Annotated in this window: 16 protein-coding genes and 2 tRNA genes; 7 read left to right on the top strand and 11 right to left on the bottom strand. The window is 54.5% G+C overall.

Features of this window, described 5'->3' with window-relative positions:
• Positions 1-3: 3 nt before the first annotated feature.
• Positions 4-85 (bottom strand) — tRNA-Leu (locus HMPREF0183_RS10025).
• A 118-nt stretch (positions 86-203) separates the two neighbouring features.
• Positions 204-674 carry a thioredoxin-dependent thiol peroxidase gene (bcp, locus tag HMPREF0183_RS10030; RefSeq protein ID WP_005885720.1) on the bottom strand — a complete coding sequence of 157 codons (471 nt, stop codon included), beginning with the start codon at positions 672-674 and terminating at the stop codon, positions 204-206.
• A gap of 74 nt (positions 675-748) precedes the next feature.
• Here bcp and HMPREF0183_RS10035 point away from each other — a divergent pair, with 74 nt between their 5' ends.
• The 4 genes from HMPREF0183_RS10035 (at position 749) to HMPREF0183_RS10050 (ending at position 1,899) form a co-directional block, all read left to right on the top strand.
• Positions 749-1,027 carry a DUF3618 domain-containing protein gene (locus HMPREF0183_RS10035; RefSeq protein ID WP_005885721.1) on the top strand — a complete coding sequence of 93 codons (279 nt, stop codon included), beginning with the start codon at positions 749-751 and terminating at the stop codon, positions 1,025-1,027.
• Between the two features lie 4 nt (positions 1,028-1,031).
• The gene (locus tag HMPREF0183_RS10040; protein WP_005885722.1) at positions 1,032-1,376 is read left to right on the top strand and encodes a GroES family chaperonin; all 345 of its coding nucleotides are present in this window, start codon (positions 1,032-1,034) and stop codon (positions 1,374-1,376) included.
• Positions 1,377-1,494: 118 nt separating this feature from the next.
• A tRNA-Lys gene (locus tag HMPREF0183_RS10045) sits at positions 1,495-1,567 on the top strand.
• Between the two features lie 110 nt (positions 1,568-1,677).
• Positions 1,678-1,899 (top strand): hypothetical protein, encoded by a 222-nt coding sequence (locus tag HMPREF0183_RS10050; RefSeq protein WP_005885723.1) that lies wholly within the window; start codon positions 1,678-1,680, stop codon positions 1,897-1,899.
• A gap of 135 nt (positions 1,900-2,034) precedes the next feature.
• Here HMPREF0183_RS10050 and HMPREF0183_RS10055 read toward each other — a convergent pair whose 3' ends face one another.
• Positions 2,035-2,847: an SDR family oxidoreductase gene (locus tag HMPREF0183_RS10055; protein ID WP_005885724.1), complete on the bottom strand. Its 813-nt coding sequence runs from the start codon at positions 2,845-2,847 to the stop codon at positions 2,035-2,037.
• Between the two features lie 127 nt (positions 2,848-2,974).
• On the opposite strand from HMPREF0183_RS10055, the gene HMPREF0183_RS10060 reads away from it, so the two are divergent.
• On the top strand, positions 2,975-3,376 hold the full coding sequence (locus HMPREF0183_RS10060; RefSeq protein ID WP_005885725.1) for a universal stress protein: 402 nt from the start codon (positions 2,975-2,977) through the stop codon (positions 3,374-3,376).
• Between the two features lie 116 nt (positions 3,377-3,492).
• On the opposite strand, the gene sucD is transcribed toward HMPREF0183_RS10060, so the two are convergent.
• Positions 3,493-4,392, bottom strand: a complete 900-nt coding sequence (gene sucD, locus HMPREF0183_RS10065; RefSeq protein WP_005885726.1) for a succinate--CoA ligase subunit alpha — start codon at positions 4,390-4,392, stop codon at positions 3,493-3,495.
• Positions 4,393-4,412: 20 nt separating this feature from the next.
• Positions 4,413-5,579: an ADP-forming succinate--CoA ligase subunit beta gene (gene sucC / locus HMPREF0183_RS10070; protein ID WP_005885727.1), complete on the bottom strand. Its 1,167-nt coding sequence runs from the start codon at positions 5,577-5,579 to the stop codon at positions 4,413-4,415.
• Between the two features lie 304 nt (positions 5,580-5,883).
• On the opposite strand from sucC, the gene HMPREF0183_RS10075 reads away from it, so the two are divergent.
• Positions 5,884-6,372, top strand: coding sequence for a MarR family winged helix-turn-helix transcriptional regulator (locus HMPREF0183_RS10075; protein WP_005885728.1), 489 nt, complete (start codon positions 5,884-5,886; stop codon positions 6,370-6,372).
• 80 nt (positions 6,373-6,452) lie between these two features.
• On the top strand, positions 6,453-7,169 hold the full coding sequence (locus tag HMPREF0183_RS10080) for a hypothetical protein (RefSeq protein WP_005885729.1): 717 nt from the start codon (positions 6,453-6,455) through the stop codon (positions 7,167-7,169).
• A gap of 48 nt (positions 7,170-7,217) precedes the next feature.
• Here the strand turns inward: HMPREF0183_RS10080 and HMPREF0183_RS10085 are convergent, their stop codons facing one another.
• From HMPREF0183_RS10085 to HMPREF0183_RS10110, 6 genes are all read right to left on the bottom strand, one after another.
• Positions 7,218-8,798 carry a PucR family transcriptional regulator gene (locus tag HMPREF0183_RS10085; RefSeq protein WP_040348973.1) on the bottom strand — a complete coding sequence of 527 codons (1,581 nt, stop codon included), beginning with the start codon at positions 8,796-8,798 and terminating at the stop codon, positions 7,218-7,220.
• On the bottom strand, positions 8,795-9,883 hold the full coding sequence (locus HMPREF0183_RS10090) for an S-methyl thiohydantoin desulfurase domain-containing protein (protein ID WP_040348975.1): 1,089 nt from the start codon (positions 9,881-9,883) through the stop codon (positions 8,795-8,797). The genes HMPREF0183_RS10085 and HMPREF0183_RS10090 overlap by 4 nt, the downstream gene beginning before the upstream one ends.
• Before the next feature lie 64 nt (positions 9,884-9,947).
• Positions 9,948-11,051 (bottom strand): S-methyl thiohydantoin desulfurase family protein, encoded by a 1,104-nt coding sequence (locus HMPREF0183_RS10095; RefSeq protein ID WP_005885734.1) that lies wholly within the window; start codon positions 11,049-11,051, stop codon positions 9,948-9,950.
• Positions 11,052-11,057: 6 nt separating this feature from the next.
• Entirely contained in the window at positions 11,058-12,140 is a 1,083-nt protein-coding gene (locus HMPREF0183_RS10100) for an S-methyl thiohydantoin desulfurase family protein (protein ID WP_005885736.1), read from the bottom strand.
• On the bottom strand, positions 12,137-13,684 hold the full coding sequence (locus HMPREF0183_RS10105; protein WP_005885738.1) for a hydantoinase/oxoprolinase N-terminal domain-containing protein: 1,548 nt from the start codon (positions 13,682-13,684) through the stop codon (positions 12,137-12,139). The genes HMPREF0183_RS10100 and HMPREF0183_RS10105 overlap by 4 nt, the downstream gene beginning before the upstream one ends.
• A complete protein-coding gene (locus HMPREF0183_RS10110) occupies positions 13,684-15,003 on the bottom strand; it encodes a purine-cytosine permease family protein (protein WP_005885740.1) in 1,320 nt (439 codons plus the stop codon). Before HMPREF0183_RS10110 ends, HMPREF0183_RS10105 begins: the two co-directional genes overlap by 1 nt.
• Positions 15,004-15,379: the final 376 nt, after the last annotated feature.

The following is a 15,379-nucleotide window of genomic DNA, read 5'->3' on the forward strand; positions in this document are numbered from 1 at the left end:
CAGTACGCGAGGAGGGACTTGAACCCTCACGTCAAAAGACACTGGAACCTAAATCCAGCGCGTCTACCAATTCCGCCACTCGCGCGCGCCTATCCAGCATAGTGCAAACCCAGCGCCAGAAAAAATCCGGCTACCACCTCGGCGCGCAAACCCGCCGAACCTCAGCCAACCTATACCGAAACTAGCACCCGTCAACCCGCTTCCTACGAAGCCAGGCCAACATCCTTCAGGATCCGCGCCACGTGACCGGTGGCCTTCACGTTATACTTGGCCAACTCAACCTTGCCGGACTCATCAACCACAACCGTGGACCTAATCACACCCTGCACAACCTTGCCGTAGTTCTTCTTCTCACCAAACGCACCCCACTCTTCAAGCACCTTCTTGTCGGGGTCGCTCAGTAGCGTGAAGTTCAGCTCTTCCTTGTCTGCAAACTTTTGTAGTGATTCAGGCTTGTCAGGCGAGATCCCCACCACCTGATACCCAGCGCCTTTCAGAACCTCGAGGTTGTCACGGAAGTCGCACGCCTGAGTGGTGCAACCGGGCGTCATCGCCTTGGGGTAGAAATACACGATAACTTTCGACCCAGCGAAGTCCGACAGCTTCACGGTCTCCCCCTGCGCGTTGAGCAGTTCAAACTCTGGCGCAACGTCACCGATTTCTAAACGTGGCATGGCACATCTCCCCTTGTAGGTATTGTGAAGAACACATTCCACGATAGTCGGTGACACCAGGTAAACTTCAAAACATGAGCAACGTTTACACGTCTAACGTCACTGTAGATAACGCAAACAAAGACCAGCTGATTGAATCGATCCGCCTGCGTGAACAGCGACTCGCGGCGAACATTGACGAACTTGTTGGCCGAGTTCACCCCAAAGCCTTGGTCGCACAAGCAACGGACTCTGCTAAAGGAATTGTCGTCAACCGCGACGGCTCCCCCAAGGTCGACCGCTTGGCATTGACCGGTGGTATCGTCCTGGGCACCGCCGCTCTGATCACGTTCCTGGCTACCCGCAAAAAGTAGCACCGTGACTGATACTCAGGCACGCAGTTCCAACCTGGACTCGGTCCCCGTGCGCATGTTGCACGACCGCCTCCTGGTGGAACCGGATAAAGAATCAGGCGAACGTAAGTCATCTGCAGGGATCGTCATTCCGGCGACTGCCCGGGTTGGGCGCCGGCTCGCGTGGGGCACGGTAGTTGCCGCGGGGCCGCTGGTTCGGCAGGTTTCGTTGGGTGATTCGGTTTTGTTCGACCCTGAAGAACAGGCCGAGGTGGAATTGGACGCGCGTACGCTCACTCTCCTGCGTGAGAGGGACGTCCATGGCATCGCCGATCAACCAGACGACAGCTCGACAGGGCTTTACCTGTAAAACTGGCACGGTGGCGAAGGTAGCACCACGCAAATGTGACTTCTCACACAAAAAACGAAAATCTGCTTTTTTCAATTTCCCTTCTGGGGATCAGGCATGTAAAGTAGTTTTTCGTTGCGCACCTCTAGCTCAATTGGTAGAGCAACTGACTCTTAATCAGTGGGTTCCGGGTTCGAGTCCCGGGGGGTGTACGGTTCAGGAATTTTCCTCAAAAGCCTCGCTAATCTAGCCACAAGCTTCATTAGCGAGGCTTTTGCGTTAACACCAACTTCCAGCCCAGCCCCAGCCCAGGGAGTCGCCGATGACCTTCTCCAATACACCTCGACTGCTCAAGGTAGTCATTGGCAGCGCGTTGCTGTTTCTCACGGCTGGGTTCGGTTTCGTCGTATGGTCGCGCAATTCAGAAGCCGGGTGGATCAGCCTGGGTGCCGTCGCCATTTTTGCTTTGATCCTAGGCGCCGGGCTTGCGCTGTGGGCCGCCATCTGGCTCATTTCCCTAGCGCTGAAACATCGAAACAACTAACTCACCGCACAACGGCACTCAAAAAACACAAGTGGTGCGAGCGCATCAGCACCCGCACCACTCGTTCACTGATCACTCAGGACGCTTCACACGCCTTGTGCAACACGCCCTTCACAGCACACTCAGAACACCGCATCACACGTTGTCAATGTGGCGTGGTTCGTGCCAAATGTCAGCACCTCGACCCTGTTCAGTGGAGTCGAAACCGCCGTCCACGTACAGAATCTGGCCCGTCATAGAACGGTTCTCAGCTGAAACAGTGAACGCCAAAGTGTGCGCAATGCTTTCGGGCTTCACTGGACCGTTCAGCGGTGCAGGCATTGTGCCAAGAGCCAACTTCCGACCTTCTTCCGAAGCCAGCAGCTCCTTAGTCATTGGGGTTTCAACCACACCGGGTGCCACTGCGTTGATCGCAATTCCACGCCCTGCAAATTCCTCAGTAGGAGCCATCTTGCGCACCCACGTGGCGATCGCGCGCTTGGATGCCGAGTAGTTGGTGTACCCCACCTGTGGCCCCGACTCCGCCAGCTTGTCACCGTACGCCACTGCCTTTTCGCGGTCTCCGGCAAGGAGGAGTTCCACCAGTGAGTAGTCGGTGGGCTGGAGGGACGCGCCCGAGGCGGTAACGGCCACCCGCGGGTTGTCCGACTTTGCGAGGAGTGGTGCGAGCGCCTTGATCGTGTCGACTGCACCAAAGTAGTTCACTTTGAGGTCGAGCGAGGTATTTGACTGGGTTCCAGCGTTTGCCACAACCGCATCAACGTGGCCGTGGGTTTCGCTGATCTGCTCAACCATGCGAGCAATCGCATCTGGGTCAGACAGATCTACGTCAAGGTCTGCGCCTTTGAGGTCTACACCAACAACGGTGTGTCCCTGTTCACGCAGTACTTCAGCAGTTGATTTACCAATTCCGGACCCTGCACCGGTTACAACAACAATTCGTGACATGTTCTCAACCCCTACCAGTCGCTGTGTTGGTCACTTTGAGGCTAACACGCGCGTTTTTAGCGCCGAACACCGAGTACCGGACACGTTGATGGCACGTTAAGCTGGGAGGACTGAAAGGAGAAACGCCGTGACGATCATTGTGGGTTACGTCCCCAAACCACAAGGGCGCTCTGCCGTCGACACGGCAGTTCAACTCGCCAAAGACACTGGTGACACACTCTTCGTTGTCAACGCCGGAGTGGGTGAAGCCGTTGACGACCCACTGGTTGCTTCTCCTCAACATTTACAAGAACTCCGAGACCACCTCGGCACTACAGGGGTGCCCCACGAAGTCCACCAGTTCTTGCGTGGCAACGACCCGGTTGAAGAGATCCTCGCACTTGAAGAAACGCTCCCCGACGTTCGCGTGATCGTGATTGGAACACCTCGGCGGTCGCGGGTGGGCAAGCTTTTTCTTGGCTCAATTGCACAGAGCATCATTTCGCAAGCCACTGCCCCAGTTCTGTGCGTCAAGGCACCTCGGAAGTAAAACCTCACCCACCCCGCTCACCACGAAACAACCCCACTCACAACACAACAAAAGCGCGCCACCCACAACAGGGTGACGCGCTTTCACAGCCTGCAAGCAGGCCGTTAAGAAGAAACCTATGCGCCCAGAATTTCGCGCATGAGGTTAGCGGTTTCAGATGGAGTCTTACCCACCTTCACACCAGCAGCTTCAAGAGCCTTCTTCTTGGCTTCAGCGGTTCCTGATGAACCGGAAACGATCGCACCAGCGTGCCCCATGGTCTTTCCTTCTGGAGCGGTGAAGCCTGCAACATAACCAACAACTGGCTTGGTCACGTTTTCCTTGATGAACTCGGCTGCACGCTCTTCAGCGTCACCACCGATTTCACCAATCATCACGATTGCTTCCGTGTCAGGGTCTTCCTGGAACGCTGCAATAGCGTCGATGTGGGTGGTACCAATCACTGGGTCACCACCAATACCGATGCAGGTGGAGAACCCGATGTCACGCAGTTCGTACATGAGCTGGTAGGTCAGCGTACCCGACTTGGACACCAGACCAATCTTTCCGCGCTTGGTAATGTTCGCGGGGATAATTCCAGCAAGCGACTGTTCAGGGGAGATGATTCCCGGGCAGTTAGGGCCAATGATGCGGGTCTTGTTGCCCTTCGCAGTTGCGTGCGCCCAGATTTCAGCCGAGTCCTGAACCGGGATTCCTTCAGTGATGATCACCAGCAGGCCAATGCCAGCGTCGATCGCTTCGAACGCAGCGTCCTTGGAGAACGCAGGAGGAACGAACGCGACCGAAACGTCGGCTCCAGTTTCCTTCATGGCTTCTTCAACCGAAGCAAATACTGGAAGCTCTACATCGTTACCGTCTTTGTCCTTGTGGGACACCTTGGTGCCAGCCTTGCGCGCGTTCACACCACCCACAACCTTGGTGCCGGCAGCCAGCATACGTGCGGTGTGCTTGGTTCCTTCACCACCGGTAATACCCTGGACGATGACCTTTGATTCACTGTTGAGGAAAATCGACATGAGTGTAAGTCCTTTCCGGGTTACTTAGCTGCCAGTTCGGCGGCCTTGTCGGCTCCACCGTCCATGGAGTCGACAGTGGTGACGAGTGGGTGGTTGGCTTTAGCCAGGATTTCGCGGCCTTCTTCAACGGCGTTTCCATCCAAGCGCACAACCAGAGGCTTGGTGGCGTTGTCACCCAGGATCTCCAGGGCCTTAACAATACCGTTTGCAACCTGGTCACATGCGGTGATTCCACCGAACACGTTCACGAACACGCTCTTGACCTGGTCGTCACCAAGGATGACGTCCAAACCGTTGGCCATGACTTCAGCGGAAGCTCCACCACCGATATCCAGGAAGTTCGCTGGCTTTACACCACCGTGCTTTTCACCGGCGTAGGCAACAACGTCGAGAGTGGACATCACCAGTCCAGCACCGTTACCAATGACACCGACCTCACCGTCGAGCTTGACGTAGTTGAGGTCGAGCTTCTTTGCCTTCAGTTCCAGCGGGTCTTCAGCCTGGATGTCACGAAGTTCTTCGTGTTCTTCGTGGCGGAATGACGCGTTGTCGTCCAGCGACACCTTGCCGTCCAACGCAAGAATCGTGTTGTCCCCGGTCTTGACCAGTGGGTTAACCTCGACCAGCGTTGCGTCTTCTTCCTTGAATACCGTCCACAGCTGCTGCAGGACAGGAGTAACCAGGCCAGCGGTTTCAGCGTCGAAGCCTGCTTCTACAGCGATCTGCTTAGCTTTAGCTTCGTCGATACCGTCGATCGCGTCTACAGGAACCTTAGCCAGGGCTTCTGGACGTTCAGCCGCGAGGGTTTCAATGTCCATTCCACCTTCCTTGGAGCACATCGCAAGGAAGGTACGGTTCGCACGGTCCAAGAGCACTGAGAAGTAGTATTCTTCAGCGATGTCGGCACCTTCGGCGATCATCACCTTGTGAGTAATGTGGCCTTTGATGTCGAGCCCCAGGATTTCTTCTGCGCGCTCTTTTGCTTCAGCAGGGTTGTGAGCCAGTTTCACACCGCCGGCCTTACCACGGCCACCGATCTTCACCTGAGCTTTTACGACGACCGTGCCGCCGCCTAGTTCTTCAGCTGCCTTCTGTGCTTCTTCCGGGGTTGATGCGACCTTGGCCTTGAGCACGGGCACACCGTGCTTTTCGAAAAGGTCGCGGGCCTGATACTCGAAAAGATCCACGTCTATTTCCTTTAGTTGTAGATTTGGGCCACTTCCTTACGGAAGTTGTTCTCCTACGCACATCCCAGCTTATTCCTCGTTGTGCGACCCGCCCACGCAATCGCGCGAACCGCGCACACCAATCGATGAACAAGTTGGTTCTACGCCCAATTCCTCACTCTAGTCGTTTTAGCGCGCATGTCAGGCGCTGAGCGAATATTTGATCGCAAATGTGACAGGGCGCACGTGCAATGCAGGCTACACAACCAAATATCTTGGCGACAAAGATTCTTGATGCCAACCTAAAATGTCTTAGAATTGCAGTATGGATGAGGTTGATCTCATTGTCAGTGCGTGGGAACGCGAACGGCCAGACTTAGATGTCACACCCATGGAAGTTTTGTCGCGCGTCTCCCGCCTGGCTCGGCAACTGGACTTAGCGCGCAAAGAAACGTTCGCAGCCCACGGACTTGAAGTGTGGGCATTCGATGTCCTGTCTGCCCTACGTCGCGCCGGGGAACCCTACGAACTCAGTCCGTCGACCCTGGTCAACGAAATGATGGTCACCTCTGGCACCATGACCAACCGCATTGACCGCCTCGTTTCCCGCGGGCTTGTCAGCCGCCACCCCGACCCACATGACCGCCGCGGGGTCCACGTCCGCTTAACCACCTCGGGACGAACAAAAGTTGACACCGCGCTTGCCGAACTTCTAGAACACGAACACGCTTTACTGTCGAACTTGAGCGCAGCTCAAAAACGAAAACTGGCAGAATTGCTACGCTCGTTATCAACAGGGTTCAGCCCCGCATAGGTTTAAACCCGCACAACTTCACATAACCGAATCAGCTCAAACGGCCAAGTCCGGCCCCTTCCCACTCTTTAGGAGTAGCCGTGATCCGACCACAAACTCTTGCGACCTCGGCGTTGGTAGCCACCGTGGTGGCCACCCTGTCAGCGTGCGCAGTCAACCCCACCGAACGCCCGGGCACCAGCTACGCAACCGGTAGCCCCGAACCCGTGCCGTCCATCTCGGCCCCTGCCGACGCCCCCGAACTCACCGTGGTTGACGCATCCCCCGGCGGGTCGCGGAAAAACGACCCGCTGTGGGACACGCTCGCGAAGGCAGCTGGCGACAAAAAGCCGGTGTACGTGGATGTGGTTGTGCACACCGGCGCCGAGGTGCCTGACAGTGACCGTGCGACGCTGACTCCCGACACCCCGGATTCGGTAAGTGTCACGGTGGATCGCGATGTGGTGTCGGACAGTTCGCCTGGGTTCCACCGGATCCGTGGCACGTTCGAAGCCGAACAGTTGGGTGACAGCGCGTTCGAGCTGAGCACCAAGAGCACGGACGAGATCCCTGGGCTGATCCCTAAGAACAAGGAACTGAAAAAGGAGTGCTCAGACCCGGAGGGTGCCGACCGGATTGGTGCAGCAGCTGAGAAGCTGGCGGGCGATCCTGATGCGCGCGAAGACCTGCGCAAAACCTGGATTTCAGCACCAGAACTGTGGTGGGCGATTCAGCAAAGCGCCGTACTCATGCGCGAAACTGACGGCGAAACAGAAGGTGACTTCTTCTTCCAAGCCTGCGAGTCAGTTCAGTCATAGGTGGGGCGGGGCACCAGCTGGTGAAGTGACGACACATTTCCAGCTTCGTCACGCGTAGAAGCCAGACGCGTCCAGGCTGCCAAACCTCAATTCCGCACGGGTCGCAAGATGTAAAGCGAGCCTTGTTTCCGGATCGTCCAAGGACACGTCCAAGACAGACTCAATCCTCTTGATCCGCTCACTGACCGTGTTGCGGTGAATACCCAAGACAGCCGCAGTCTCAGTAATCGAAGATTCAGCGTCTAAGTATGCAAGGAGTGTCTTGGTGAGATCGCGTCCTGAATTCTCCAGCTGTTTGAGGAATTCTCCCGCGGTATACGCAAACTTATCCGCGGAAGTCCACGACAAAAGAAGTTGATCTAGGCCCAACTTGTCAGCTACCGCGACATAACCGCTCTGTGGCCTGTTCCAAGCAATACGTGCAGCGTCCGCGGCTCGCGACAACGACCGTATGAACTCACCCAGCCCATTTCCAGTTGCACTGATACCACAGCTTGCTGCAATTCTTTCCCTAATTTCCCCGATCGCAGTGCGAACGAGTTTTTCCCAGTCACGTCGAGCTACATGAGCAGTGGAGTGAGGCCACACAAACCAACCGTCGTCTACTTCCGCGATATTCACGGTGACACCCTGATGTTCGAAAGCCATCTTCACAAAACGCGTTGCAGCTACAACGTCCACTGCAGGCGAACACGCTATCCGTGCGACCGATTGAGTGTCTGAAACATCCCACCCAATATCGGCAATGCGCCGGCGAATTTCTGCACGCGGATTATCCGGGTCAGAATGCAAAAGCTCCTCAATGAGTCTCCGCCTTTCAACCGCACCGGATTTATCCACCAATCGCGAGCGCATGATCACGTGCGCACACACCAGCGCCGCGGCATTCATCAAACCACTGAGAGTTGACACATCTGATTTTGAGGGGTTGCTAGCAACGATGCCCAGGCGAAAAGGTTTTGGCATGTCTGTATTGATCGGCACTGTGAACAAAGTTTGACCTGAGCCAATAGCTGTTTTCCCCATGCCCACATCAGGCAGCCTGTCGAAGGAACTAATGTGTTCAAACTCGCGAGTAGAGATGCGTTCGGAAACTTCGAAGCCGGTGGGATCAAAGAGATAGACAGCGACACCCAAAAGGCGTTCTAGCTCTGAAAGAGCTTCATCCAAACTTGACACGGTGGCGACTAGCGACAGAATCTCTTTAACCGAAGTCCGTCGGGTATTCCAATCGTCAGAAAGCGTCGCGAGAAAGTGGCGATATAACTCTGCCGGCTCACGGCAGACAATGAGAGTGATACCCAAGCGATGTGCAAGGGATACAACGCTAGCGGGAAGGGACTCTTGTTCCGGGTCAATCGCAATCGCAGCAACATTTGCAAGCGCAGCTTCCCTCACTAGCACGTCAAGTCGCCAGTCTATGTTTACATCGTTTGCAAGAAGAACTAGCAAAACGCCAGAGTAGATTTTCTTCTGGGCGCTGATACCGTCCACGACTGAATACAAGTACGGAACGTCATGTCGAAGACACACACCCACCGCGTCATGAATTATGACTTTGCTGTGTGTAGTAACAATCTGAGCTTCTGGTGCAGACGGATGGCCTAGCGTCACTTCTAAATCAATCACGCTTTAAACACCTGCTCTCGTTCCGCTAGGCCGTACGCGCTCAGTTGCAGTCTTTCAACGTCTCGTTTGCCGGCTATTCGCTCATATGGATAAGGAGAAGTCATGACCCGCACGACCATTCCATGACGGACCTCTTGAGGTGAGCACAAAACGCCAGTGTGTACGTCTTGCAGAGAAATAATATCTGGCGCGGCAACAACCAGTTCACCATCAACGAGCACAAGGAGGAACTCATTTGTTGCCTCGACTCGCAACACAGTTTCTGAACGCTGGTCATGAAGGGTGAAGCTCCGTACGTTGCGAGAACCTTGTCCCGCAAACCTACTTTGCGGATCTTTGACACCGTAGTGGGCGTTTTCCGTGATGCGGCCCTCACCAAGAATTTTTACCCCAACGTGGCTCAGATCGTGGCGATCCTTCAGCCCGTACCCCGTTTGCATCATCTCGTGGCCAATCCTGCGGGCGACACTTAGTTGGCCATGAACAACATCTGTCGTTTGAAAGGGAGAACTGGCAGGCGCAATGGCCAGCACCATCCAACCGCAGCCAAATCCCAACATTTGACGAACAGTTCTCTCAAGATGCGCGAGATCGCGAGTACGAATCGACACACGCTCTCCTGTTGAACTTGCGAGTCCCGCGTTGAGCGGGGAAAAAGGATCGAAACACGCCACTTGTTCGAGTGAAGAAGCTGCGCGCCCTACAAGATCCGCGTCAATAAGTGGAAGATCAAGTAAAACAGAACTCGCAACCGCGGTCAGCGTACAGACACCGCCTACTTGCCACGGCATAACCGAGTTAAAACTGTAGGTAGAAACCTGAGCGAGGCTTTCAAAAGCGGAAGCCAACTCTGACCCACTCGGTAGAGCCTCATCCACGACCTCCGTGGGGCCAACGATCCCCACCGCGCAAGTCCGCGACTGTTCGTTCCACTGCTGTATAGCCACAGAGTCCACTTCCGCGTTGTTATAACGCAAATACTCACGAAAGGTTCGTGTGGAACCGCCTCCACCTGAGCCTAAGAATCCACAGCCCAGCTCAATTTCATCGATATCTAACAATGTTGCTGAGTCGGGTGCATTCACAGCAACAGTCTGACACGGTGATGGTTACCGTGCCAGACTGTCGCCATGGCGAGAAGAATGTTCACTAGCTAGATTGTCCAGCACGTTCCTCTACTGGGATGAAATCGACGTCTAAGCCGAAACCTTGTGGACCAAAGACTGCGAGCGCTTCCGGAGTGCGCATCATTTCCGGCGTGGACACCCCAACGACTCGCACCCGCTGTCCATATCTCAATCGTTCTGTTGTGATTGGCTCAAAGGTATCCCCTTCAATTACGCAGATAAGATCCGGCACGCTTGCGAGAATTGTGTCTCCAGCTTTGGCGATGAGGTTCTCGTTTTGGAACTCGATTTCCATGGGAGAAGCGCCGTCGCTTTGGATACGCGCCCGCCCACGAGTGAAACCGCTTTCAACCCTCCTCTCAACGTCGACGATTTTCCCAACGTAAAGTTCTCTCACGTGCGAATAAAGCGTCGTTGAAAACGCTGTTTGCAACATTTCAACGGGGTCACTCCGTCTGGCATGGCTTTCACGCAAGGCCCGACCTGCGGCAAGAGCTAGAGAAAGAGTGCGCGGAACTGCTGTACGTTTTACTTCTTCTCCAGTCATTGCGTATTCAGCAATGTGCGAGGCACCGCCAAGTTGCACGGTCATCGCACGAGCTAGATCTTCCATACGTTTGTTGTCGGTCTTGGCATCGATGATGACGCTGTGCCCTCTTTCATCTCCGATAGCCAAAGGAGACCCGGAGACACCGTAAACGGCAAATGTTTCCATTTGGAGTTCCGGAAAAGCCCGGCCCATGCCATCCGCATCAACAACTGGCATCCGTTTCTGCGCTCCAACCAACAGAGGAATCATTGAGTTGATGCCCCCACATTCAATCGGCATCGTTGCGTCTGCTTTACGTCCCAGGTGCTCCTCAAGCGCTTTAAGCGACAGTTCACATTCATTGCCAGCCGGAATCCGCTCCATGATGACCGAAGGCGCACCCATCTGTGCAGTTGGGATAACGCACACGTCATCATCCAGCTCTTCAGGATCCAGAATCGTGATAGGACCATTCTTTTCTATCGCTTGCTCAACGAGCAGACGACCAATGTATGGGTCTCCCCCACCACCAGTTCCGAGAAATGCCGCGCCCCTAGCCAAATCCTCCAGATGCTCAATGTCAAGTGTCCAAGCCACAGCTTCTCACCTGTTCCAGTCGGGACGAATCGGATCAGTGTCATAGCCGAAGTAGCGTGGACCGGCAATCTCCAAGCCTTCATTCGTATGCCAGCGTTCGTCTGCAGGGGCTGCCAAAACCGTCACGCGGTTTCCGAAGCGAAGCTGTTCAGTGGTAATCGGTTCACCCGTATCTGTATCGACGACCATGATGAGGTCCGGAGTAGTCACCACATATTCGTCACGAAGTTTGGCAACCAAATGTTCGTTTTGGAACCCAAGAACAAGCTCGCCTTCTGGGCACTCAACGCGAGCGCGTCCGTGCGCGAACCCTGCAGTTGTCCTACGCTCAACGTCGATCACTTTTCCAGACGCAATGTTGACACCGTTAAGAGTCGACACTATCGAGTCCACGGCCGAGCCAGCGGCGTGGCGCAGTCGTGTAATTTCACGTCCCAGCTCGGCACACAACGACAAGGTTCCGCTGACGAACGATTCGGCAGTCTGCTTCCCCGTCATGGGGTAGTTACTGACAATTGCAGTACACCCCATTTCGATGGTTGCACTTCGTGCAATTCGTTCTGCCCACTTGTTCGTCACGGTATCGATAACGGCAGTATTGCCTTTTTCGTCTGCAAGAGAGAGTGGCGTCGCAGCGATCCCGTTAATCGTGGGGAGCACCATTTGGAGTTCAGGAAAAGCACGTCCCATTCCATCGCCGTCAACAAGGGGAAGACCCATCTGCGCCGCAGCTGCGATGGGAATCATTGAGTTAACGCCACCTACTTCAATACACGCCAGATGAGTTGCCGGCCGGTCTAGGTATGAGGCCGAGGCTTCAACCACATTCCTGAACTGTTGTATCGATGGAGTTTTCTCGACCATGACGGTGGGCGCACCCATCATGGCCACCGGATATACGGCATCGGTATCCTCAAGCGAGTCAAGCGAAATCACTTCTACAGGACCGTATTCCCGAATTGCTTGCTCGGCCATAAGCATCCCGACGTACGGGTCACCACCACCGCCGGTACCGAGGATGGCCGCACCCACTGCAATATCGCGGCAAGTAGCTTCGTCAATAACTGTCAATGTGTTTGTGTTACTCACTTCGTTCCTTCCACTGGGAGGTCGCCAACAGCCTTTACTCGCACGCGAGTTGAGTTTCCTGGCAAGTAAGGAATAGGAACTTCATCAAACTCAACGATAGAAACGCTGCCTGGAGTGGCGCCTGCCTCAATTGCACGAACCCGAGCTTCTTCCTGAGCTTCCTCGATGACGCTGTCCCGCTGGCCATCTTTAATGGAGTAGACACGGTCAATTTCCCCAGAAACTTGGGCAATTGCGGCACCAATTGCGTTGGCGACTCCCGCGTTTTCAGGACGGAGCACTTCACCAAGTTCGCCCAGGCTGTCAGGAAGCAGGAACGCCCCTCCGCCCACGGCGACAACAGGCAACGGGTCCGGCGTTGTACGCATGCGGTCGACAGTGTCTGCGATTCGTTCAGAAATTCGCTCAAGCACAGCGTTGACCATCGACGTTTCAAGGTGTGCCACCTTGTCAGGATCACCGATTTCCGCTCTACCAGACGCAACAGCAATATCGGTTGCTGTCAGGGTAGAACCACCAAACACAAGTGCCTTTGGATTCAACTGGTATCCGACCGACTCTGGGCCGACTTCCGCACCGTTCACCAGTGACCCACCACCAATTCCAATTGATAGCACGTCCGGCATTCGGAAGTTTGTGCGTATGCCAGCGACAGTGACTTCGGTTGTAGCCTCGCGGGGGAATCCGTTAGTCAAAACACCGACATCGCTTGTAGTTCCTCCAACGTCTACAACCGCACACGTACTCAGACCCGAGGTGACTGCAGCGCCACGCATGGAGTTGGTTGGCCCAGAGGCAAACGTCGCTACAGGGTAACGCCGGGCATCCTCAACATCCATGAGCGTGCCGTCGTTTTGGCTTAAGTACAGGTTGCAGTTGTACCCAGATGTAGCTAAGCGTTTGGTGAGTCCACCGATGATAGAGTCGGCCAGCTCCCGCAACGCAGCGTTAATAATGGTTGCGTTTTCTCGCTCGAGCAGTCCCATTCTCCCGATCTCCGATGACAGTGAAATCGATACCTCAGGGCCCAGCTCGCCTCGAATCACTTCTTTGGCCGCCTGCTCCAGTTCATCGTTAATTGGAGAGAAAACAGAGGAAATAGCAACCGACTGCACTCCGTGTTCCGACATGTCAGATGCCGCGCGGCGCAACTCGTCCTTGTCGATGGGTGAGATCAAACGACCGTCAAACTCATGCCCTCCATGCGCCAAGTAGCTACGTCCTTTTACCGCTTCAACGAGGCGGTCTGGCCAACCTACGAACGGAGGCAGAGATGCTGTTGCAGGAAGTCCGAGCCGAATCGCAGCCGTTGGCGCTAGCTGCCTCGCTTCCACTAGTGCGTTAATAAAGTGGGTCGTACCCACCATGATTGCGTTAACTTCGCTTGGGTCGAATGAGTGCTTGTTTTGCAAAGCACTCAAAGCCGCAATGATGCCTTCTGTGACATCTTCCATCGTGTTTTGCTTAATACCAGCCAGGACAGTAGACCCGTCCATCAAAACTGCGTCAGTGTTAGTACCACCTACATCGATGCCGATACGCATTAGATGTTTCCTTTCTTGTTTACTTCGATCTTCTGAACACCAGTTCCTCGCACAAAGCCAAGCTTTCCTGCCAAAACGTAGAGCACAAATGCAAGTACGACGGAGTTAATTGATGGCATGCCAAATTGCACAAAATAGCCAAAAACGGAGCTTGCTAGCCAAATCACAAGCGTGGCGAAAACCCATCGAGGAGCAGTATCAGGAATAGACTCACCGGCTGAATCTAACTCTGGGCGAAACTTCTTGACGACAAAGTATTCCGCAACCATGATGCCCGCGATCGGCGGGAAAACTACGCCAAGAACGGTGAGGAAGTCAGTGAATCGTTCAAGTATTCCAGCTACTGCAAGTGCAGTTCCAATGACACCGATAGTCGCTGTCACCAAGGCACGGTTTAATTTCTTGCCAAAAGTGGTGTCAATGAAGTTCACAACGCCAAGCCCAGAACTGTAAAGATTCCAGTCGTTGATCTTGAACGTTCCTAGGACGATGATAAGAACTCCGACCCATCCAACAGACGAAACCACAATGTGCGAGATATCCGCAGTTTTGACCGCGTGAGCAAGGAGAACTCCCGCCATACCAATGACGTACTCGCCCAGCGTGACACCCACCAACGTCTGCTTAACCACGTCACCTACTGACCGGTTGAAGCGAGTCATGTCAGGCGTAATCACCGCACCAACGATGAATCCACCCGCGACCAAAGTCGTCGCTTCGACCATTCCAAGTTGTGGGCCGGGTGGTGGCGACCAGACAAGTTCGCTCAATGGGTGATTAAGCAATTCAACGACAATGGCCCACCCAACAAGAACAAGAAACATCGGCACTGTCAGGTTTGCGATCCATTGCATTGACGAGAAACCACGGAGCACGATTGCGGTAACAGCGAGCCCAAAGAAGATTGCCCATGCCCACGACGGCCAGAAACTCAGAATGGCCGCTAAGCTGTCAGCTGCGACTGCTGTCTGAATTCCGAACCACCCAACAAGGCTGACTCCGATAGCCAGACCAATGAGGGAAGAACCAATCGTTCCAAAACCGGTCCACCGCGTGACCACCGATGTGCTCAGGCCTTCGCGCATCCCAATTATTCCCACAAATATAGCTAGCACCTCGAGAATCACCGCACCAAGCGTGAAAGCTAGGAGCGACTGCCAGAATGTCATGCCGTAGCCGATTGTCGCGCCAAGAATGAACTGAGTGAGAGCTGATACCTGGCCAAAACGCTGAACTGCAACAGAGAACCAGCCATATCGTGCTGATGCAGGAACGCGCGCTAGCGCATAGTCATCAACAGAAATTTTTCTTTCTCCCATGAGGTCACCCCTATGCGCGTCTGCCGGCCTTCTTCGCCGGATCCGAATATTAAGAACACGCTAGACCTTGCTTGACACATCAACCATGGGCGCTTTGCTTGGTTTATGGGGAGCAAACATGCAAAGTGCCCACAACGATGAAGCCTTTAACGCGCATCACACAAGAGCAGAGAGCCCGCAACATGGCCTCAACTCAATGGAAGCCGGCTTCAGCTAGCGATCGACAGCAACGATTTAAGAGTCGTCATCCATCACTTAATAACTCACTGACCCCACTCCGCCCGTAAACAATTTTCATGTGGATTTATGAATATTTATGACACAGTCAAACGTGGACAATCTCAAGCCAGAAACACAAAACACAACACCCCCGCAC

It is taken from the genome of Brevibacterium mcbrellneri ATCC 49030 (assembly GCF_000178455.1).
In the GTDB taxonomy this organism is placed as follows: Bacteria; Actinomycetota; Actinomycetes; order Actinomycetales; family Brevibacteriaceae; genus Brevibacterium; species Brevibacterium mcbrellneri.